The following is a 19,444-nucleotide window of genomic DNA, read 5'->3' on the forward strand; positions in this document are numbered from 1 at the left end:
TCAGGGAAAGACGCTTACTTCCCTATCCATTTTTTGGATTTTAAATACGCTGATCTGGTCATCAAAGTGAATGATCTGTTCTAAAAATACAGATTTGCATTCATTTCCACGCTTAGCGTGCTTTTCATCCTTTTTGAACCTTAGGTAGCTTTTTATTTTTTCTGCGCTTAAAACGCATCCTATGCGCATTTAGCCCTATTACTTTATACAGGAATTTCCCTATTTCCCTCATTTTGAGATTTTCAGGTATTTTTGCCGGCCAATTTTGACCGTTTTCTGTTTCTCGTTTATAGTGAGAACATTCTTGAAAACTCAGAAAAATAATGCAAAAGGAGTGCTGCATGAAAACAATTTCAGAATGGCTGGATGAATATAGCGAAAGTCATCAAAACAAGACCAATAAACTGATTCACTGGGTCTGTGTACCGACCATCTATTTTTCCATTATTGGCATCATTGCGCATTTCAGCGCCCTGCTTACTGCCCTGTTACTGGTGCTGGCCTTTATTTTTTATGCACGCCTGGATCTGGTACTGGCCGTGGCCATGGCAGCACTGACTCTGGTGATGGCCTGGTTAATCTGGATTTTACCGGTTGGTGTTGGTTTTTATATTGCGCTGTTTGTTTTTGCCTGGATTGGACAGTTCTATGGCCACAAGGTCGAAGGCAAAAAACCATCGTTCTTTAAAGATCTGCAATTCCTGCTGATTGGACCGCTCTGGTGTATGGATGCCTATTTAGGCAAGATTTTACCATCCTGGAAATCTCGCCAGCACACCACGCATCTGGATATCCAAACCTAAAGACGCTTACACATCAGGAAGCATTTTGCTCCAGTGCTGGAGGGCTTATTGATAGATGCTTCCCTGATGCTTTAACCAGCCATCAACATGGCGTTTTTGCGGATCATGATGGGTCCAGTGAATCACGCCACCTTTGTCGGTATATTCATATTCACCAAAGAACTCGACAGTATCGCCTTTTTGCAGACGGTCGATGCGTGGAGCCAAATCAATATTGTGGGCAACCAGCAAGGTTTGCCCATTGCCAAGTTCCAGAATAAAACGCTGATGGCGCGAACCTTCATTGTCATCACTTAACAGTGCCACTACTGTACCAGTAGCTTGTACCTGTACATCATTTTTTCGTTGCTGAAAGGCTTGGGCAATTTTGGCGGTATCATCCTGAACGGGAGCTTGCAGTGTGGTTTCAGACTGCTGTTGAGTGAAGGTATTTGAACCGGAGTTTTGCGGTTGTAGGTCGATACCTAAATAAGCCGCAACCAGCAGCGCAATTACTGCGCCAATGCCCATATTGGTTTTCTTCGACATTGTTCTTCCTGTTGTTGTCTTGGTCATAAAAAAAGCCCCGAAACGGGGCTTTTTCGCAAAATAAATTATTTTGCAGCAGCTTGAGCAGCAGCAACTTCTTCTGCGAAGCTCATTTCTGCTTTCTTCTCAATACCTTCACCTACTTCGAAGCGAACGAATTGAGCAACAGTTGTGTTAGCAGCTTTCAATGCATCAGCAACTTTCTTCTCGTTGTCGATTACGTACATTTGACGCTCAAGAACAACTTCGTTCAGGTATTTTTCAACCGAACCAGTTACCATCTTCTCTACGATGTTTGCAGGCTTACCAGATTCAACTGCTTTCGCTTCTGCAATTTCTTTCTCTTTAGCGATAAGATCAGCAGGAACTTGTTCAGCAGTAACAGCAACTGGGTTGAATGCAGCAACGTGCATTGCAATACCTTTACCAGTCGCAGCATCACCTGTGTAAGAAACAACAACACCGATTTTTAAACCGTGCTTGTACACAGCAAGGTTTTCACCTTCAACGATTTGTGCACGACGAACTTGGATGTTTTCACCAATTTTTTGAACAAGAGCAATACGCGCTTCTTCAACAGTTGCGCCATCTTCAAGTTTAAGTTCAGCGATTTTAGCAGCGTCAGTTTCGTTTGCAGCAAGTGCAGCAGCAGCAACTTTCGCAGAGAAACCAGCAAAGTTTTCGTCTTTAGCAACGAAGTCAGTTTGGCAGTTTACTTCTAGAAGGATTGCTTTGTTGCCTTCTTGAGCAATTGTGATCGCACCGTCAGCAGCAATGTTACCAGCTTTTTTAGCTGCTTTTGCTTGACCAGATTTACGAAGGTTGTCAATCGCTAATTCGATGTCACCACCCGCTTCTGTCAAAGCTTTTTTACATTCCATCATTGCTAGACCAGTACGATCACGCAGTTCTTTAACCATGCTTGCTGTAACTGCAGTCATGTTTATCTCCTAAATTCGGTAGAAAATGAATTCTTTTTAGAACAGAAACGGCCCAGAGGATTCTCATGGGCCGCCTGCATACATGACGCTTACTTTGCCACCATCACATGTCGCAAAAATGACAAGCTTGCGTCAAAAACGCATTAAGCCTCAGAAGCTGGAGCTTCTTCGCCTTTCGCTTGAGCATTTGCTTGGGTTTGAGCGTACTCTTTACCAGCAATGATCGCATCAGCCATAGCAGAAGCGTAAAGTGTTACTGCACGGATCGCATCGTCGTTACCCGGAATAACGTAGTCTACGTTGTCTGGGTTAGAGTTTGTATCAACGATACCGATTACAGGAATACCTAGGTTTTTCGCTTCTTTGATCGCGATTGCTTCGTGGTCAACGTCAATTACGAATAATGCGTCAGGTAAACCACCCATGTTTTTAACGCCGCCTAAAGCACGTTCAAGTTTTTCCATCTCACGGCTACGCTCTAAAGCTTCACGTTTAGTCAGCTTAGCGAAAGTACCGTCAGTGGATTGAGTTTGAAGATCTTTTAAACGGTTGATAGATTGGCGAAGTGTTTTCCAGTTCGTCAACATACCACCTAACCAACGGTGATCTACGTATGGTTGACCAGCGCGTTGAGCTTGTTCACGGATGATGTTAGAAGCAGCACGTTTAGTACCAACGAACAAAACTTTGTTCTTTTTGCTTGCTAATTGGTTAGCGAAGTTCAAAGCATCATTTAACGCAGGAACAGTGTGCTCAAGGTTGATGATGTGAATTTTGTTGCGCGCGCCAAAGATGTATTGACGCATTTTTGGGTTCCAGAAACGAGTTTGGTGACCAAAGTGCGCGCCAGCTTGTAGAAGGTCGCGCATGCTTACGTTGTAATCTGCCATTTTCTTTACCTTAAAGTTTGGGTTAGGCCTCCATATATCCGCATTCTCCACCCCAAAGGGCACCCAGAGTAATGTGACGATATATGTGCGGATTTTGTTGCCCCATCGCACAATGCCCGCGAAATTTATTCACGAAAAAGCATTTGATAAAATGGGCGGCTATTTATACCATAGTCACATATAAATTTCCAAAAGTTTTTAGAGATCATGAACAGTACTTATCAAGCGCCTCGTCGATTAATTAAAACCGCAGATGAAATTGAGAAAATGCGGGTAGCGGGACGACTGGCAGCGGAAGTTTTGGATATGATCAAGCCACATATCAAACCGGGTGTAACCACACTTGAGCTTGATACGATTTGTCACGATTATATTGTCAATGTACAAAATGCCATTCCAGCCTGCCTGGGCTATGGTGCAGCCCCAGGTCGTCCAGCCTTCCAGCATACCATCTGTACTTCGGTAAACCACGTGGTGTGTCACGGTATTCCATCTGAAAACAAGACATTAAAAAAAGGCGATATTCTGAATATTGATGTCACGGTCATTAAAGATGGTTACCACGGCGATACCAACATGATGTACATCGTTGGTGGTGAAACTTCAATTCTGGCCAACCGTCTGTGCAAAGTAGCACAGGAAGCTATGTACCGCGGTATGGAAGTTGTAAAACCGGGCGCGACCATTGGTGATATTGGCCATGCCATTCAGAAATATGTCGAATCTGAGCGCTTTAGTGTGGTGCGCGAATATTGCGGTCACGGCATTGGAACAACCTTCCATGATGAACCGCAAGTGCTGCATTATGGCCAGCCAGATACCGGCATGATTTTAGAAGAAGGCATGACCTTTACCATTGAACCAATGGTAAACGCGGGTGTTTGGCAAACCAAATTACTTGGCGATAAATGGACCGTGGTGACCAAAGATCACAAACTTTCAGCGCAATATGAACACACTATTTTAGTGACTAAAGACGGTCTGGAAGTCCTGACTGCACGTCCTGAAGAAGACTTGTCACGTTTCTAGTCATAAGCTGTCATTGGCGTAAAAACTAAAAAAATTGTCAGAAAGGTCACATTGATGTGGCCTTTTTTATCGCCTAAAACTTCAACTTAAAATAAATAAATCAAATACTTATATCAATATTCAGGTTTCATCCCTAAAAACCGTATTACCATTTCTAGCTACACAAGTCATAAATAAGTCACAGAGCAGCAAAGTTATTTCAAGAATGTTACAAATGTAATAAAACAATCTTCTTCAAAAACAACAGTCTTGCTTTATCTAACTATTAAATAATGGCCCTTATAAAAACGCGCAACAAATTGGACATGGAGTCCCTTATATGAAGAAGACCTTATTATTTGCCAGCACGCTATTGGCCTTACCTGCTGTTTCTTATGCCTCACCGTATTTTAGCCTGCAAGATGGTGATGGTTTTAAACGTTTTTCTGTATCAGTGGGTGCTTTACATGTGATGCCACAAGGTAAAGCGCAGCCATTCAAAGTTAATACTGCTGCCTATGAAGGAATACAGTCTGACGTTGGAGAAATTTCATCGCAGGCAGTCATTGATAACCGCGTAGAAAATTCATCTGGTTTAGCGAATTGGTTAATTGATTTAATTAATGGCATCAATCCAGATAGTACCTTACCTGCGTTCATGAGCGGTACAGCACAAGTTTATGGCCTAGAGAACTGGACGAATCCAGGCACTGGATTAGAGGCTGATGATGTTACCACTTTAGGCATTATGACCAACTATTTTTTTACCGATAATATTTCGTTTGAAATGAAAGCTGGCATTCCACCTAAAGTAGACTTACAAGGTAAGGGAAAAATATATGCTCCATTCAGTGCTATAGCTTCCCCACTTGTGGGCTCCATTGAGTTAGACAATGATATTTTTATTACGGATTTAGAAGCACATGGCCCTGCCGCTTCAGCTCGGGCATGGACGCCTGCTTTTGAATTTCAGTATCACTTTGGCAAGACTGGCGTAAATAAATTCCGTCCTTATGTTGGCGTAGGCTTAATGTATGCTTATTTTAATGAACTGGAAATTAATCCACAGACTGAAAAAGACCTGATTGCTGCAGGACATATGATCGCTAATATTCTGGATAATAAAGCCGGAGCATCACTAGATGGGTCACCGAATGACAAAGCCAATCCTAAAGTCAAAGTTGAAGCAACAGATGCCTTTGCTCCAGTAATCACAGCAGGCTTTACTTATGACTTTAATGAAAAATGGTTTGCGGTTGGTTCGCTGTCCTATGCACATCTGCAAAATGACACCACCATTACCGTGACCGATGCCACACATGGCGAACTTATTCGTTCTAAGGCCGATATTGAAGTGAATCCGATTCTGGCCTATGCCGGTATTGGTATCCGTTTCTAGGCTTCAATTTTTTAGTCCATCATCAGGCAGCCTTTCGGGCTGTCTTTTTTGATGCAGCCATAAAAAAATTTTATCTTTTATTTAATTTTTATTCTATCGCCTCCCGCGCGGCAATCTACTAACATAAGCAGGTCTTTCCTGGCTGCCGGACTTTTTATGTCAGATACCCGTTTTTCCAAAGCCCTGATTTATATGCTGATGGGAAGTGCCATTATTCTGGCGCTGTCATTGGGGGTACGACATGCCTTTGGCCTGTATCTGGTGCCAATGAGCCATGAATTTGGCTGGGGGCACAATGTCTTTAGTCTGGCCATTGCCATGCAAAACCTGATCTGGGGTGCGGTACAACCAGTTACCGGCGCCTTTGCCGACAAATATGGCAGTAAAATTGTGGTCGCCGTTGGTGGTGCCTTATATGCACTGGGTTTATTGCTGATGGCGGTCAGCTCGACTGGCTGGCTGCTGAATTTAAGTGCCGGTTTAATTTTAGGTCTGGCGCTCTCTGCCACCTCTTTTCCGATTTTACTGTCTGCAGTTGGCCGGGCTGCACATCCTTCAAAACGTAGTCTGGCGATGGGAATTGCCAGTGCGGCAGGTTCTTTCGGTCAGTTTATTATGCTGCCGACCACACTGCTGTTATTGCAGAATTTAGGCTGGAAAGGTGCACTGGTGGTTAGCGCCATTCTAATGACCTTGCTAATTCCTTTGGCATGGACTTTAAAAGCACCGATGTATACCGACCCGAATGCAGCGACCACCAAACCGCAGCCGGCGTTAACATTTAAGCAGATTCTGGTGATTGCCAAAAACCACAAGCCATTCTGGTTTTTATCTTTGGGCTTTTTTGTCTGCGGCTTTCAGGTGGTGTTTATTGGTATTCATTTACCGGGTTATTTAATTGATCATGGGTTTAACGCCACCACCGGCACCATCTTCCTGGCCTTAGTCGGTTTATTCAATATTGTCGGCACCTATACGGCTGGCTGGCTGGGCGGCAAATATTCCAAACCGCATTTACTGATGTGGCTGTATGGCTTGCGTGGTCTTGCCATTATCGCCTTTTTACTGTTACCGCTCAGTACTTGGACAATTTATGGCTTTGGTGTCATTATGGGACTATTATGGTTATCGACCGTGCCACTGACCAATGGCATTGTAGCCAATATGTTCGGGGTGAAATATCTGACCATGCTCAGTGGGATTGTATTCTTCACCCATCAGGTTGGTTCGTTCCTCGGTGGCTGGCTGGGTGGCCTGAACCATGACTTAACCGGTAACTATAATGCCATCTGGATGTTCTCGATTGCGCTAAGTGCTTTTGGCGTCTGGGTACATTTCTTTGTGAATGAACAGGCGGTGGTGCATGACTAATTCAATGTCGCTGTTAAAAATTCTGATTGGCCTGTGCATTATCAGCTTTTTTATTTTATCGCTGCTGTTATGGATGAAAACCCCGCAGCTGTTTGAATACTTTAATCAGGCGTTTTGTGCACATTAATGTTTAAAAACCCGCAGCATCAACAGCAAATCCCGAAACAGCAAATTCAGTTATTTGGTTTGCTGTTTTAATTAAAAGAATATAAATCATATATTTAATTATTTTTATAGCCTTTTCATAAGTTTAGCATTTCTTCTGATTTTATTTGGCCTGCGGTTTTTTCTAAATTTTCTTGAGGCAATAACACTGAGAGAAAAATTTAAACATGACCAGTCTGACCCCACTTTCCCAAGCCATTCATGATGCACCGCGCTGGCATCAGGCCGATCAATTTCAGGACGGCAGCGAAATCCGTATTGTTCCACACACTGACCAGGCTCTTGGTGCGGTGGTGTATGGATTAGATGCGCGCAAGGCTCAATCGGGTGAAACCATTTTCCGGCTGAAACAGGCCTTGGCAGAACATTTAGTTTTAATTTTCAAACAGCAACAGCTGGATGATTTACAGTATCTGGCCTTTACCACCTATTTCGGTTCAATTTTCCGTCCCGCTGCCGACACGCCTGTACTGGCCGCGCAGGATGATAGCGGTGTACCACCCGATATCGTGCCTGTTTCCAATGCAGTAGGACAAGGCGATTATACTGGTCATGGTGAATTAAGCCCGCATGCCGATCATCAATGGACACCACTGCCCTCCTTTGGCTCTTTGCTCTATGCTATTGAACTGCCACAAAATGGTGGCCAGACCAGCTGGATTAATACCATCAAAGCTTATAATGCCCTAGATGCCGACATTCAGGCACATATCGACCAGCTACAATTAATTACTTACAACCCTTTTGTTCGCCGGCAGAAAACCCAAGCCTCGTCGCAAGACGGCGTTTATGGCAACAGTCCGCTGTATCGCTTTAAAGATCAACCGGTTTTAAGCCATGCCTATCCACATCCTTTGGTGCGCACCCATCCAGAATCGGGGCGTAAAGCTTTGTGGCTCAATACCCATGCCGAAGTGGAACTGGAAAACTATGACGATCAGGCTGGTAGCGAACTGATTACCCAGTTACGTGCCCATCTGCTTCAACCAGAATTTGCCTATGAGCATCAGCGGGAAGTCGGTGATATTGTGTTCTGGGATAATCAGGCTACCCTGCATTCCCGCCGTCCATTTCCAGCCGAGCAGCGCCGTTTGTTAAAACGTATCAGCCTTGCCGGAAGCCGACCTTTTTAAGCAGGAACTGAACTAGAGATACTGAATATGCACCGATGTTCAGGACTTTGACTGCAGGATATTTATCCTTTTTATCTAACCATAAAAAAACCCGCAAACTGTGTTTACGGGTTTTTCAGTATGAGCAACCGCTTAGAACAGACGGTTCATACCATTTAAGGTCGCCACACGATACGCTTCTGCCATCGTTGGATAGTTAAATGTGGTTTCTACAAAATACTTGATGGTATTGTTCGGGCTGTTCATTACCGCCTGACCAATGTGAATAATTTCTGCCGCGTTATTCCCGAAGCAATGTACACCCAATACTTCTAAAGTTTCACGGTGGAACAGAATTTTCAGTTCACCAACCGTATCACCGGTAATTTGCGCACGTGCCAGATGACGGAAAGAAGCCTGACCCACTTCGTACGGAATTTTTTCTTCAGTCAGTTCCTGCTCGGTCTTACCAATTGAAGAAATTTCCGGAATGGTATAAATACCGGTTGGAATATCAGTCACCGGTGCCACATTTTCTTCGCCACTCATGTTGGCCCCTGCACAGCGACCCTGGTCATAGGCAGCAGACGCCAGAGATGGCCAGCCAATCACGTCACCAGCAGCGAAAATATTTTCTACTTCAGTCTGATATTGCTCATTTACCGTCAGCTGACCGCGGCTGTTTGGTTTTAAGCCAACATTTTCCAGGCCTAAACCATCGGTATTGCCTGAACGGCCGTTACACCACAAGATGGCATCGGCTTTGATTTTCTTGCCACTTTGCAAATGCAGCACTACGTGATCATCAAAGGTTTCCAAATGATCAATCTGCTCATTGTGACGAATCAACACGCCCTGTTCACGCAAGTGATAGGACAAGGCATCGGAGATTTCATCATCCAGATAGCTGAGCAATTTATGCTGGGTGTTAATCAGGTCGACTTTATGGTCCAGACCAATGAAGATCGAGGCATATTCACAGCCAATGACACCGGCACCATAAATGATGATTTTCTGAATCGAGAAATCCAGATCCAGAATCTTGTCTGAATCGAATACACGTGGATGGTTAAAGTCTAAAATTTCTGGACGATACGGACGTGAACCGGTTGCAATCACCAGCTGCTTAAAAATCAGGGTTTCCTTAATGCCTTCCGGACTGAATACCAGCACGGTATTTTTGTCCTGCACATAAGCACGACCGTGATAGATATCAATTTTATTGCGGTCATAGAAGCGTGAGTGAGTATCGACCTGCTGCTGAATCACTTTATGTGCATTACGCAGCACCTGTTTCATGGTGAACTGTTTCCAGTCGCCCACTTTCTGGAACATCGGATCACGCTGGTAACGGATGATGCTGGATACCGTCTGACGCAGCGCCTTACTTGGGATTGTGCCCACGTGAGTACAGTTACCGCCGAGTTGCTCACGCATATCCACCACAGCAACACGCATGCCCGATTTGGCAAGTTTCATTGCTGCGCCTTCACCTGCAGGACCAGAACCTAAGACCACCGCATCATATTTAACGAAAGTTCCGGCAACCACCTCTTTTTTACGTGGCATTCAACGCTCCTTAAACTAATCTATTCTGTTTATATCTCATATGCATATTATGACTGAAAACATCATGATTTTCTGTATTTACCTAGCATATATTGCGTGATAGCCACATTTTTTAAATGAATATCGTTTTTTTCCTATTTGCACCCAAGTCCGTTATAATGGAGGCGCTATTTTTCGAATATCTCCCCCGTCAAAACAGTGGAAAAGTTGAATATGTCTGAAAACCGTAAACCAGAACAGGGTGTTAAACTTCGTGGCGCAGAAAAGGTCGCTCGTATTCCTGTAAAAGTTGTGCCTACGGTTGAAACGCCGCGCAAACCGGACTGGATTCGGGTCAAGATGGCGGCGCCAGAAGAAGTTCAACGGATCAAATCGACACTGCGTCAGCAAAAACTGCATACCGTCTGTGAAGAAGCAGCCTGTCCGAACCTGCCAGAATGTTTTGGTGGCGGTACTGCAACCTTTATGATTATGGGTGATATTTGTACTCGTCGCTGTCCGTTCTGTGACGTTGCCCATGGCCGTCCGAATGCGCTTGATCCGGATGAGCCGCGTCATATGGCAGAAACCATTGCCAACTTAGGCCTGAAATATGCGGTCATTACCTCGGTAGACCGTGATGACCTGCTTGATGGCGGTGCACAGCATTTTGTTGACTGTATTAAAGAAGCCCGTGCCTTAAGTCCGAATACCCTGCTGGAAATTCTGGTTCCGGATTTCCGTGGCCGTATGGATATTGCGCTGCGCATTATGACTGAATGTCCGCCAGATGTGTTTAACCACAATATTGAAACCGTGCCACGTTTATATAAAGCCATGCGTCCAGGTTCAGACTATCAGCACTCTTTAAACCTGCTGAAAATGTTTAAAGAATACTGCCCAGAAATTCCAACCAAGTGTGGCCTGATGGTGGGTATTGGTGAAACTGAAGAAGAAGTGATTTCATTATTGGATGATCTGAGAGCACATGATGTAGATTATGTGACCATTGGCCAATATTTACAGCCATCAAAACAGCACGCACCAATTGACCGCTTTGTAACACCAGAAGAATTTGAGCGTTATGCAGAACATGGCCGCAAACTGGGCTTTAAAAATATCTGGTCTGCACCAATGGTGCGTTCAAGTTATTTTGCAGACCGTCAATACTACGGCGAGCCAGTTCCAGCAGTACGTCGCAAGACTGATCCTGCCAAGAAAATTAGTGTACAAACCATCGAAGCATAAGCTGAGAAAACTAAGCTTAGAAAACAAGGCCCCGGATTCGGGGCTTTTTTACAAGGTCATCTTTTACTTAAATTTTTACATCGTCCTCGGATCAGAATTTTTAGCCCAGAGAGATCATCTATTTCCTCTTAGACCCAAATACGGCTCGTCTTTAAAAAAATACCCTATTCAAATCAGAAATAAATTTCTATCCTTCTTTGACCTAGCTGCTAAACCCTTACTTATCTTCACATTTCGTTGCGCGTTCTTACTTGAATGTCGATCATTTTTCAACCAACCTTCATCCATAGAGTTTGTTTTTAGCAATCGTTTTGATGGTCTTGATATTTAAAAAAACGATACCGAAGTTCCAAGAACAGCCTTCACCGGATGACTTCAGACAAAATGAAGCAGCATTTCTTTCATTTTTCCTTGCAGGCACGGTGATGCTGTAGCAGCCGGGAGAAATACAATAATGCTTTTTATACTCAGTATCGTCATTCTTGTTTTTACACTGTGGGCGATTTTCTATTTTCAGCTGTCTCGCAACAGCGGTGCCATGACCCTGATCGCGGTCAGTATTGTCTCTGCCTTTATTAATCCCTGGTCCTTAATTTTAGGCATTCCGTTAATTGTGCTGAGCATAATTGTGATGGTGGATGCCTTGCGCATGAAAATCATCACCCAACCCGCGTATAAGGCTTTGTCACAAGCCATGCCAAGCATGAGCAGCACCGAACGTGAAGCACTGGATGCCGGCACCAGCTGGTGGGAAAAAGAGCTGTTTATGGGTGCGCCCAACTGGGATACCTTTGAGCAATATCCCTATCCTACGCTCAGTGCGGAGGAACAATCCTTTTTAGACAATGAAGTGGAACAGCTGTGCAACATGCTGGATGAATGGGAAATCCATCATAAGCACAAAGATTTATCTCCTGAAACCTGGCAGTTTATTAAAACCCATGGGTTTTTGGGCCTGATTATTCCCAAGGAATACGGCGGCAAGGCTTTCAGTTCTTTTGCGCAAAGCCGGATTATGAGCAAAATTGCCTCACGCTCCCTAACCGCCGCGGTCAGCTGTATGGTGCCCAATTCCTTAGGCCCGGGTGAGTTGCTGCTGCACTACGGTACCGATGAGCAGAAAAAACGTTACTTGCCCGGTCTGGCCAAAGGCGAAGAAATTCCCTGCTTTGGGCTGACCAGCCCGGAAGCCGGCTCCGATGCCGGTGCCATCCCCGATACTGGCGTGGTCTGCTATGGCCAGTTTGAAGGCCGGCACGTACTGGGTCTGAAAATGAATTTCTCCAAACGATGGATTACATTGGCACCCATTGCCACCGTGATTGGTCTGGCTTTTAAACTGTATGATCCGGAAGGCTTACTCGGCGATAAGACTAAAACCGACTACGGCATTACCTGTGCGCTGCTGCCGGCCAATCACGCCGGAGTGAAAGTCGGGCCGCGCCATCATCCCGGTTCACCATTTATGAATGGCACGGTCGAAGGTCAGGATGTGTTTATTCCACTCGACTGGATTATCGGTGGTGTGGAAAATGCCGGTAAAGGCTGGCGCATGTTAATGGAATGTCTGGCCGTCGGTCGCGGGATTTCCTTACCGGCACTGTCAACCGCTGCCGGGGAAATGACCTATTTAAATGTCGGTGCTTTTGCGCGAATCCGCCAGCAATTCAAGTTGTCGGTGGGGAAATTTGAAGGCGTACAGGAAGTCACCAGTGATATTGCCAGTGAAACCTATATGCTGGAAGCCTTTCGCTATCTGGTGACCTGTGGACTGAATCAGGGCGGCAAACCTGCCGTGATGACCGCGATGGCCAAGTACTATGCCACAGAGTCTATGCGCCGTGTGGTTAATCATGGTATGGATGTGGTCGGTGGCCGCGCCATCCAGTTGGGTCCACGGAACTTTCTGGCGCTGACCTATCAGGCCATTCCAGTTTCCATTACCGTTGAAGGGGCCAATATTTTAAGCCGCTCGCTGATGATTTTTGGCCAGGGTTCGATGCGTTGCCATCCGTATTTGTATGAAGAATTACAACTGCTACAAGCCCCTGATAAAGATGCCGCGCTGACACAATTTAATGAACTGTTCTACCATCATCTCGGTTATACCTTTAACCGGACTGCGCGCGCATTTGCCTTTGGCTGGTTTGGCGGTTCATCCGATGCTCCGCAACAAGCCGATGAATTTAGCCGGCCTTATTACAAAACCATCAACCGTTTTAGTGCGGCCTTTGCCCTGACTGCCGATATGTGTCTGGGTTTATTGGCCGGTGATATTAAACGCAAGGAAATGCTGTCCGGACGCCTGGCCGATATTCATGCGCAGCTGTTTATTGCCACCGCCATCTTAAAATACTATGCACATGGGCAAAAAACCGCAGATGAGCAACTGCATGCGCAACTGGCTTTAGACAAAGCACTGTTTAATGCACAAGAAGCCTTCTTTGGACTGTTCAATAATTTCCCTATGCAGCTGGCGGCTGGCGTCGTGAAATTGATCTGCTTCCCGTGGGGCCGTGCCTTGCAGCCACCAAGTGATCAGCTGAAACGTGATGTGGCCATGAGCATGATGCAGGACAATGCTTTTCGCCAGCAGCTGAAACAGCATGTTTTCTATAACACGGACCCGGACGATGTCTTTGGCCGGATGGAAAGTACCTTCCAGAGCTTAACCGAGATTGAACCGCTGTGGGATCGCTTTAAAAAAGCTGAAGCCAAAGGCAGTTTTGATGGCCTCAGTTTTGAAGAACACATTGCCGATGCCCTAAATACCGGCGCGATTCAACCCGAAGAAGCTAGCCAGCTACTCAGTTATAACGCGCAGCGCTTTGACAGTATTTTGACCGATATTTTCGATATGCAGCTGGAACAGACCCTGCCACTAGACAATCCGCATTTAATTGAACCTTTAGGTGTCGATACGGAAGCTCATCCTCCGGCAACTTCAGCAGAACCGAAAACCGGTGGCACCGCACAACTGGCCACAGATCATCATAAAGAGGATCCGGAACCGTTTATCCGTTTTTAGTTATATGCTGAATATTGAATAAAGTGGCTTTCGGGCCACTTTTTTATGGACTGGAAATGACACTTCTGACAGGCATTCTACGACCATCTTCCAATGGTATAGACTACATAAGCCGTTAAGCTACATCGAAGACAATATTGAGGGAAACAAGATGTCACAACAAGATTATGACAATGGTTTAAAAGTACGTACAGAAGTCATGGGTGAAAGTTTTGTGAAACGTGCGCAGGACAATACTGTGCCGTTTACCCAGCCTTTGCAGGACTGGATTAATGAACATGCCTGGGGTTCTACCTGGCAACGTGAAGATGTATTGCCGCGCAAATATCGTTCACTGGTAACAATTGCCTTTTTAACTGCGCTCAAAAGCCCGACTGAATTAAAAGGTCATGTACGCGGGGCTTTAAATAATGGCGCGACAGTGGAAGAAATTCAGGAAGTACTACTGCATAGCCTGCCCTATTGCGGCGCACCGGCCACGCAAGAAGCCTTCCGTGCAGCATTAGAAGTCATTCAGGACTATCAGGCCAACGCGTAAATTGTCGGGCGAGTTTAAATCCAGTACACATTAAAGCTGTAAAAGAATTCACTGACTTCAAAACGTACCTGATAACCAAGCTGGGTCAGTTCGGCAGAGAGATTGCGAATTTCTTCCAAAGGCAAATGTTTGGGCAATACCGTAAATACTGCAGTGTTGCCCTGCTTGGCATTCTCTTCAATTAAACTGGCTAAACGCGCTTTATACAGGTTGATGTCCAGATTGGCATGCGCCGAAAGCACTTTTGCATCTTCTGCGGTTAGAAAGTTCACCATTTTTTTCTTCTCTTTTTTTGTTCCGTTGTATGGGTCTAACTTAAAAAATGCTACGGCTCCGCTCAACTCTATTTTTGTAAGTAATTTAAATTAAAGATGAATTGGTTTACATCGACTGCTGTTATCCATCCTCTGATAAATCAAAAACTCCCTTATCCTGGTTTTCTCTCTAAGTCATAACAGACGCAAACAAGGAATATTTAATCTTCATTTTATAATTAACGCATGATCAGGTTCTGAGAGGTAAAAGAGATTAAATAACTTAGGCTATTTTGATATATGGGTTCCGTTAAACTTCCATCGTTATTACCTAACTCTCTCCTGCTCAATTTTATATATGAACTACTCGGAGCTAAAGCAACCGAGTTTCCGTAGTGCAACCTAAGTTGCACACATCTCTTTTGACGCTTCATTGGTACTGCGAAAAAGGGCTTTAACACCCTTAGTCGTCTTACGAATACCTCTGCGCCCACTAGATGACAAATGATTGTCATCCAACAGCGTTCCACTGTCTAAAATTAAATTAATCGCCCTGTTCTTAATAACAACTGATGCATTGTGATCTGCATTGTCAATGTGTCCACAACTCACGCATTTAAACTTGTCTTGGCTTTTGCGATTGTCGGGGTGAGTGTGACCGCATAAAGCGCACTCTTGACTTGTATAAGAAGCATTGATGGTAAATACCGCTTTACCTAGCTTAACTGCTTTGTAAGCTAGGAATGATGCAATTCTATGCCAACCCACGTTCAGGATAGATTTGTTTAAGCCTGCTTTGGCTTTAGCCTTATTTGGAATAAAACGTCCGAATTTATCTTTCTTAGGGTTAGGCTTTTTGGTCATCTGTTTGGTATTTAGTTTCTCAAAAATAAATACCTGACCGAATCCATTAGCTAAACTACGACTTGTCTTATGAGCAAAGTCCTTGCGAATATTGGCTTTCTTAGAGTGATGCACCGCAATTCGATGTTTGGTCTTAGCTCTTCGGTTTGAGCCTTTTACTTGTCGAGCGAGTTTTCTTTGCAGTCGCTTAATGTAGCGATCTGCTTTTGTTAAATGATTCTTTTGTTCTTTAGAGAAATCAAATTCTTCATAGCCTGCATGAACAGGAATGGTGACACCACGATCTATACCAACCACTATTTTTTGTAGTTGTTCTTCGTCCATGCCCTGCAAATGATCTAACTGTCTTTTGGCGTATTTTTTAGCATCGAATTTCTTACCATCAAACTCTTGAATCTCAACACCATCTTCATAGCAGAAAGAAACGAAATATTGACCACGCTCTTTGCGAATATAAAGGGATTTCGGTTCTTTAAAGTTAGCATGAGCCTTAAAACTTAATGAGCCTATATTAAATTTTTTACCACCGATATATAGCTTGCGCTTATTTCTTTCCGTGCGAAACTCGAATAAATCAGAGGTTAAATGAATCGAACCTTTATCTGTCTTCTTTTTACGTTTTGGTCGCCCACATAAACCTTTAATAGATTTTTTGAGTGTGTTGTACCAATTAACGGTTGAGTTCTTTTGTATTGTACTAGGGCAGTTTGCAAGCCATGAACTAATCTCATCTGATTTAAAGTGAGCGTATTTTTGATCTTGGGTTTCATAATAGTGATCAAAAGTTGCAAACTTACGGGCAAATCCTCGAAAGTATTTATCCTCATCGCATTTGGCATTCCAAACGAAACGAGCACAACCCATCCACTGACTTAAAATCAGCTTTTGATGTTGTGTTGGGTATGCTCTTAATTGGATGCCTGTTAGCAATTGAAAAACCTCTAGGTGTTGAGGTTATTTTAGCTTAAAATAAGGTTAAAGTAAATCTAGTATGAGGATAATATGTACGAGTGGAGAACAGGTAGATCATGCATTTATAAAAACATTGTTCATTTAGTATTTGTTACGAAATACAGAAGAGATGTATTAACAAAAGACATGCTTTCCTCCCTAAAAGAGATTATGGAAGAAACCTGTTTGCAAATGGATTGTGAGCTTATTGAGTTTAATGGTGAAGATGATCACATCCACCTGCTTGTAAGTGTTCATCCAAAGCACTCAGTTTCCAACCTAGTTGGAAAACTGAAAGGGAAAAGTTCTTATGTTTTAAGGCGTTCATTTTGGGATGAAGTTAAGGAAAAACTATGGGGCAATCACTTTTGGTCGCCTAGTTACTGCGCTGTATCCTGTGGTGGCGCAAGTTTGGATGTAGTGAAAAAATACATTGAAGAACAAAGAACACCAACGTCAGAAAAAAATGCTAAAAAGTCCATGTCATTAAAAAAGAGCTAACTCGCCCTTAAAAGAGCGAGTTAGCTCTTAGTTTTGTTCAAAGCGGATATTTGATTGTTCTATCTATGAGCCATAAAAAACGGAGCCGATTTGCTCCGTTTTTCTCTTGAGTTTTATAGGTTCAAGACCATTATTTTTTAGCCTTCCATGCACTTTGTACCTGGCTGGCAACTTTTGGATAATCCAGAATAAAACGCATATGCGACTCTACCCCGGTTTTTAAGGTTTTATCATCGACAATAAAGTACGGGTTATGGTTCGGTGCGGCTTTACTCATATCCTGATCAGCCGGTGTCGCACCCAGGAATACAAATAAAGATGGCATCAGCTGGCCATAATAAGAAAAGTCTTCACTGGCGCTCTGGTTATGTTCTAAAACATGCGCCTTACCTTCACCCGCGGCCTGAATTAAAGATGGCGCCATCAATTCAGTTAAGGTTTTATCATTGGTGGTGACCGGCGCATACGGTGAAATTTCCACTTTGGCTTTTACATCATTGGCTTGCGCGGTGTGATCAATCATGGTTGGCAGGTTTTTGTAGATGCTTTGACGGATATCTTCATGATTGGAACGAATGGTTCCGATCATCGAAACCTGTTCAGGCAAGATATTACCACTGGTACCACCCTGAATCTGCCCGATACTGACCACGCCCATGCCTTTACTCAAGTCGGCACGGCGCGACACCATGGTCTGTAAATTCTGGATAATATCAGCCGCGGCGACAATAGAATCACGTCCTTTCCACGGCATTGAACCATGTACCTGCTGACCGGTTAAAGTCACTCGAATATTGTCGGCACTGTTTAAAGCCACACCATCTTTATAGAAAATATTGCCACTTGGCATACCTGCCATCACGTGCATCCCAAAAATCACTTCAGGTTTTGGATTATTCAGCGCGCCATCGGCAATCATTTTACGTGCACCGACCTGATCACCATTCAGGAAGTTATCAATATCGGCACCACCTTCTTCCGCAGGCTGAAATACAAAGACCACGGTACCGGCAATTTTATCTTTATTCTCTGCCAGTGCCTTGGCCGCACCTAACAGCATGGCAGTGTGGGTATCATGTCCGCAGGCATGTGCGACCGGTGTTTCTGCACCCTGATAAATACCTTTGGCTTTACTGGCAAAAGGCACTTGGGCTTTTTCTTCCATCGGTAAGGCATCCATATCGGCACGCAAGGCCATAATCGGGCCCGGTTTTGCACCTTTTAATACGCCAATCACACCGGTTTTGGCAAAGCCTTTTTTCACTTCAATGCCGTAAGAACGTAATTCTTTTTGCACCAGTTCCGACGTTTTAAATTCCATATTGCCAAGTTCAGGATTGGCGTGAATATGATGACGCAATTGAATGGTATGCTGCTCGACTTTTGTAGCGGCATCATCCACCCAATCTGCAAAAGCAAACTGAGAGATACTCATGGCTAACCCCAAGCTAAGACAGGTTTTAGTGAGCTGCATGGAAACTCCATTTTTATAACCGTTTAAAATCTTATATTCGGAGAATTTAGGGTTAAAATACAAGGCTATTGTTGTAATTTTATATAGTCATTTGCACTATACTTGATATTTTAAAAGTTGAAAATTACCACAATTTAGCGAGCAATTTTGCGCTATGACTCAAAACATTTCATTTCAGATTGGCTTTTTTCCGGCAGACCTTTTAGGCTTATAGCAAATATTTTCTGGATATGACCATGTCGGACGCCATCACAGTTCCTCCCGCCCTGATTAACCGTGCGCTTGCAGGCCAAGCCGATGCCCAGTTTGAGCTGGCTGAATTGTATATGCAAAGCGAGCATGAAGATGACAACCTGCTGGCTGAAGAATGGGCCTTAAAAGCCGCTGAAAATGGTCATCTGGAAGCCATGTACTGGTTGGGCGAAGGTTATACCGTCTATGCCAAAGACGTGCAGGAAGATGATCCTGAAGATTCCAAAACTCACTTTGAGTTAGCCTATTACTGGTTGAAACAAGCAAGCGAACAGAAACATGCAGGCGCAATTCTGGAGCTGGCTGGCTATTATCGTCGTGGGAATGTGGTAGAAAAGGATATTCCGACCTCGGTAAATTTGGTTCAGCAAGCGGCTGAACTAGGCGATGCACAGGCCATGCGCGATTTGGCCTGTATTTATGAACATGGCCTGGGAGTCGAAATTAATGAAGTACAGGCAGATTACTGGGCTGAAAAAGCCAAAGCTGCCGAGTAACCCACTCAACCCGATCAAAAGCTCATCAGGTGATGGGCTTTTTTATATTGATGCATGAAGATAGGCGCTGGA

At 44.2% G+C, this 19,444-nt stretch carries 18 protein-coding genes; 11 read left to right on the forward strand and 7 right to left on the reverse strand.

Features of this window, described 5'->3' with window-relative positions; all coding sequences use genetic code 11:
• The first annotated feature begins 341 nt into the window (after positions 1-341).
• Positions 342-803 (forward strand): Mpo1 family 2-hydroxy fatty acid dioxygenase, encoded by a 462-nt coding sequence (locus ACVLR6_RS09425; protein ID WP_168395928.1) that lies wholly within the window; start codon positions 342-344, stop codon positions 801-803.
• A gap of 45 nt (positions 804-848) precedes the next feature.
• On the opposite strand, the gene ACVLR6_RS09430 is transcribed toward ACVLR6_RS09425, so the two are convergent.
• The 3 genes from ACVLR6_RS09430 to rpsB all read right to left on the reverse strand — a co-directional run bounded on the left by ACVLR6_RS09430 (position 849) and on the right by rpsB (position 3,162).
• Positions 849-1,331: a DUF3465 domain-containing protein gene (locus ACVLR6_RS09430; RefSeq protein WP_075175261.1), complete on the reverse strand. Its 483-nt coding sequence runs from the start codon at positions 1,329-1,331 to the stop codon at positions 849-851.
• 65 nt (positions 1,332-1,396) lie between these two features.
• Positions 1,397-2,272, reverse strand: coding sequence for a translation elongation factor Ts (gene tsf, locus ACVLR6_RS09435; protein ID WP_168395927.1), 876 nt, complete (start codon positions 2,270-2,272; stop codon positions 1,397-1,399).
• A 143-nt stretch (positions 2,273-2,415) separates the two neighbouring features.
• Positions 2,416-3,162 carry a 30S ribosomal protein S2 gene (gene rpsB / locus ACVLR6_RS09440; RefSeq protein ID WP_005179120.1) on the reverse strand — a complete coding sequence of 249 codons (747 nt, stop codon included), beginning with the start codon at positions 3,160-3,162 and terminating at the stop codon, positions 2,416-2,418.
• A 207-nt stretch (positions 3,163-3,369) separates the two neighbouring features.
• On the opposite strand from rpsB, the gene map reads away from it, so the two are divergent.
• From map to ACVLR6_RS09465, 5 genes are all read left to right on the forward strand, one after another.
• Positions 3,370-4,191 (forward strand): type I methionyl aminopeptidase, encoded by an 822-nt coding sequence (gene map / locus ACVLR6_RS09445; protein WP_075175260.1) that lies wholly within the window; start codon positions 3,370-3,372, stop codon positions 4,189-4,191.
• A gap of 319 nt (positions 4,192-4,510) precedes the next feature.
• Entirely contained in the window at positions 4,511-5,569 is a 1,059-nt protein-coding gene (locus ACVLR6_RS09450) for an OmpW/AlkL family protein (RefSeq protein ID WP_104473685.1), read from the forward strand.
• A 156-nt stretch (positions 5,570-5,725) separates the two neighbouring features.
• Positions 5,726-6,940, forward strand: coding sequence for an MFS transporter (locus ACVLR6_RS09455; RefSeq protein WP_168395926.1), 1,215 nt, complete (start codon positions 5,726-5,728; stop codon positions 6,938-6,940).
• Entirely contained in the window at positions 6,933-7,067 is a 135-nt protein-coding gene (locus ACVLR6_RS09460) for a hypothetical protein (RefSeq protein ID WP_005179131.1), read from the forward strand. The genes ACVLR6_RS09455 and ACVLR6_RS09460 overlap by 8 nt, the downstream gene beginning before the upstream one ends.
• A 205-nt stretch (positions 7,068-7,272) precedes the next feature.
• The gene (locus ACVLR6_RS09465; RefSeq protein ID WP_455995083.1) at positions 7,273-8,238 is read left to right on the forward strand and encodes a TauD/TfdA dioxygenase family protein; all 966 of its coding nucleotides are present in this window, start codon (positions 7,273-7,275) and stop codon (positions 8,236-8,238) included.
• Between the two features lie 132 nt (positions 8,239-8,370).
• Here the strand turns inward: ACVLR6_RS09465 and sthA are convergent, their stop codons facing one another.
• On the reverse strand, positions 8,371-9,786 hold the full coding sequence (gene sthA, locus ACVLR6_RS09470; RefSeq protein WP_005179136.1) for a Si-specific NAD(P)(+) transhydrogenase: 1,416 nt from the start codon (positions 9,784-9,786) through the stop codon (positions 8,371-8,373).
• Between the two features lie 213 nt (positions 9,787-9,999).
• Between sthA and lipA the strand changes: the two genes are divergently transcribed.
• From lipA to ACVLR6_RS09485, 3 genes are all read left to right on the forward strand, one after another.
• Positions 10,000-11,013, forward strand: a complete 1,014-nt coding sequence (gene lipA, locus ACVLR6_RS09475; RefSeq protein WP_005179140.1) for a lipoyl synthase — start codon at positions 10,000-10,002, stop codon at positions 11,011-11,013.
• Positions 11,014-11,467: 454 nt separating this feature from the next.
• Complete coding sequence (locus ACVLR6_RS09480) at positions 11,468-14,041, forward strand: acyl-CoA dehydrogenase (RefSeq protein ID WP_163141592.1); 2,574 nt, start codon at positions 11,468-11,470, stop codon at positions 14,039-14,041.
• A 151-nt stretch (positions 14,042-14,192) separates the two neighbouring features.
• On the forward strand, positions 14,193-14,579 hold the full coding sequence (locus tag ACVLR6_RS09485; protein WP_005179142.1) for a carboxymuconolactone decarboxylase family protein: 387 nt from the start codon (positions 14,193-14,195) through the stop codon (positions 14,577-14,579).
• A 14-nt stretch (positions 14,580-14,593) separates the two neighbouring features.
• On the opposite strand, the gene ACVLR6_RS09490 is transcribed toward ACVLR6_RS09485, so the two are convergent.
• Positions 14,594-14,854: a hypothetical protein gene (locus ACVLR6_RS09490; RefSeq protein ID WP_005179143.1), complete on the reverse strand. Its 261-nt coding sequence runs from the start codon at positions 14,852-14,854 to the stop codon at positions 14,594-14,596.
• A gap of 381 nt (positions 14,855-15,235) precedes the next feature.
• Positions 15,236-16,627: an RNA-guided endonuclease InsQ/TnpB family protein gene (locus tag ACVLR6_RS09495; RefSeq protein ID WP_455995084.1), complete on the reverse strand. Its 1,392-nt coding sequence runs from the start codon at positions 16,625-16,627 to the stop codon at positions 15,236-15,238.
• 72 nt (positions 16,628-16,699) lie between these two features.
• Between ACVLR6_RS09495 and tnpA the strand changes: the two genes are divergently transcribed.
• Positions 16,700-17,149: an IS200/IS605 family transposase gene (tnpA, locus tag ACVLR6_RS09500; RefSeq protein WP_023274418.1), complete on the forward strand. Its 450-nt coding sequence runs from the start codon at positions 16,700-16,702 to the stop codon at positions 17,147-17,149.
• A gap of 130 nt (positions 17,150-17,279) precedes the next feature.
• Here tnpA and ACVLR6_RS09505 read toward each other — a convergent pair whose 3' ends face one another.
• Positions 17,280-18,623, reverse strand: a complete 1,344-nt coding sequence (locus tag ACVLR6_RS09505; protein WP_160241160.1) for an amidohydrolase — start codon at positions 18,621-18,623, stop codon at positions 17,280-17,282.
• 236 nt (positions 18,624-18,859) lie between these two features.
• Between ACVLR6_RS09505 and ACVLR6_RS09510 the strand changes: the two genes are divergently transcribed.
• Positions 18,860-19,372 carry a tetratricopeptide repeat protein gene (locus ACVLR6_RS09510; protein ID WP_168382085.1) on the forward strand — a complete coding sequence of 171 codons (513 nt, stop codon included), beginning with the start codon at positions 18,860-18,862 and terminating at the stop codon, positions 19,370-19,372.
• The last annotated feature ends 72 nt before the right edge of the window (positions 19,373-19,444 follow it).

This window comes from Acinetobacter sp. T63 (assembly GCF_053852345.1).

Bases quoted from the DNA above. Each gene is read 5' to 3' on its own strand.
- tnpA (WP_023274418.1), top strand. From the start codon at position 16,700: ATGTACGAGTGGAGAACAGGTAGATCATGCATTTATAAAAACATTGTT.
- map (WP_075175260.1), top strand. From the start codon at position 3,370: ATGAACAGTACTTATCAAGCGCCTCGTCGATTAATTAAAACCGCAGAT.
- tsf (WP_168395927.1), bottom strand. From the start codon at position 2,272: ATGACTGCAGTTACAGCAAGCATGGTTAAAGAACTGCGTGATCGTACT.
- ACVLR6_RS09485 (WP_005179142.1), top strand. From the start codon at position 14,193: ATGTCACAACAAGATTATGACAATGGTTTAAAAGTACGTACAGAAGTC.
- ACVLR6_RS09490 (WP_005179143.1), bottom strand. From the start codon at position 14,854: ATGGTGAACTTTCTAACCGCAGAAGATGCAAAAGTGCTTTCGGCGCAT.
- ACVLR6_RS09480 (WP_163141592.1), top strand. From the start codon at position 11,468: ATGCTTTTTATACTCAGTATCGTCATTCTTGTTTTTACACTGTGGGCG.
- rpsB (WP_005179120.1), bottom strand. From the start codon at position 3,162: ATGGCAGATTACAACGTAAGCATGCGCGACCTTCTACAAGCTGGCGCG.
- ACVLR6_RS09425 (WP_168395928.1), top strand. From the start codon at position 342: ATGAAAACAATTTCAGAATGGCTGGATGAATATAGCGAAAGTCATCAA.
- ACVLR6_RS09465 (WP_455995083.1), top strand. From the start codon at position 7,273: ATGACCAGTCTGACCCCACTTTCCCAAGCCATTCATGATGCACCGCGC.
- sthA (WP_005179136.1), bottom strand. From the start codon at position 9,786: ATGCCACGTAAAAAAGAGGTGGTTGCCGGAACTTTCGTTAAATATGAT.
- ACVLR6_RS09450 (WP_104473685.1), top strand. From the start codon at position 4,511: ATGAAGAAGACCTTATTATTTGCCAGCACGCTATTGGCCTTACCTGCT.
- ACVLR6_RS09430 (WP_075175261.1), bottom strand. From the start codon at position 1,331: ATGTCGAAGAAAACCAATATGGGCATTGGCGCAGTAATTGCGCTGCTG.
- ACVLR6_RS09510 (WP_168382085.1), top strand. From the start codon at position 18,860: ATGTCGGACGCCATCACAGTTCCTCCCGCCCTGATTAACCGTGCGCTT.
- ACVLR6_RS09460 (WP_005179131.1), top strand. From the start codon at position 6,933: ATGACTAATTCAATGTCGCTGTTAAAAATTCTGATTGGCCTGTGCATT.
- ACVLR6_RS09505 (WP_160241160.1), bottom strand. From the start codon at position 18,623: ATGCAGCTCACTAAAACCTGTCTTAGCTTGGGGTTAGCCATGAGTATC.
- lipA (WP_005179140.1), top strand. From the start codon at position 10,000: ATGTCTGAAAACCGTAAACCAGAACAGGGTGTTAAACTTCGTGGCGCA.
- ACVLR6_RS09455 (WP_168395926.1), top strand. From the start codon at position 5,726: ATGTCAGATACCCGTTTTTCCAAAGCCCTGATTTATATGCTGATGGGA.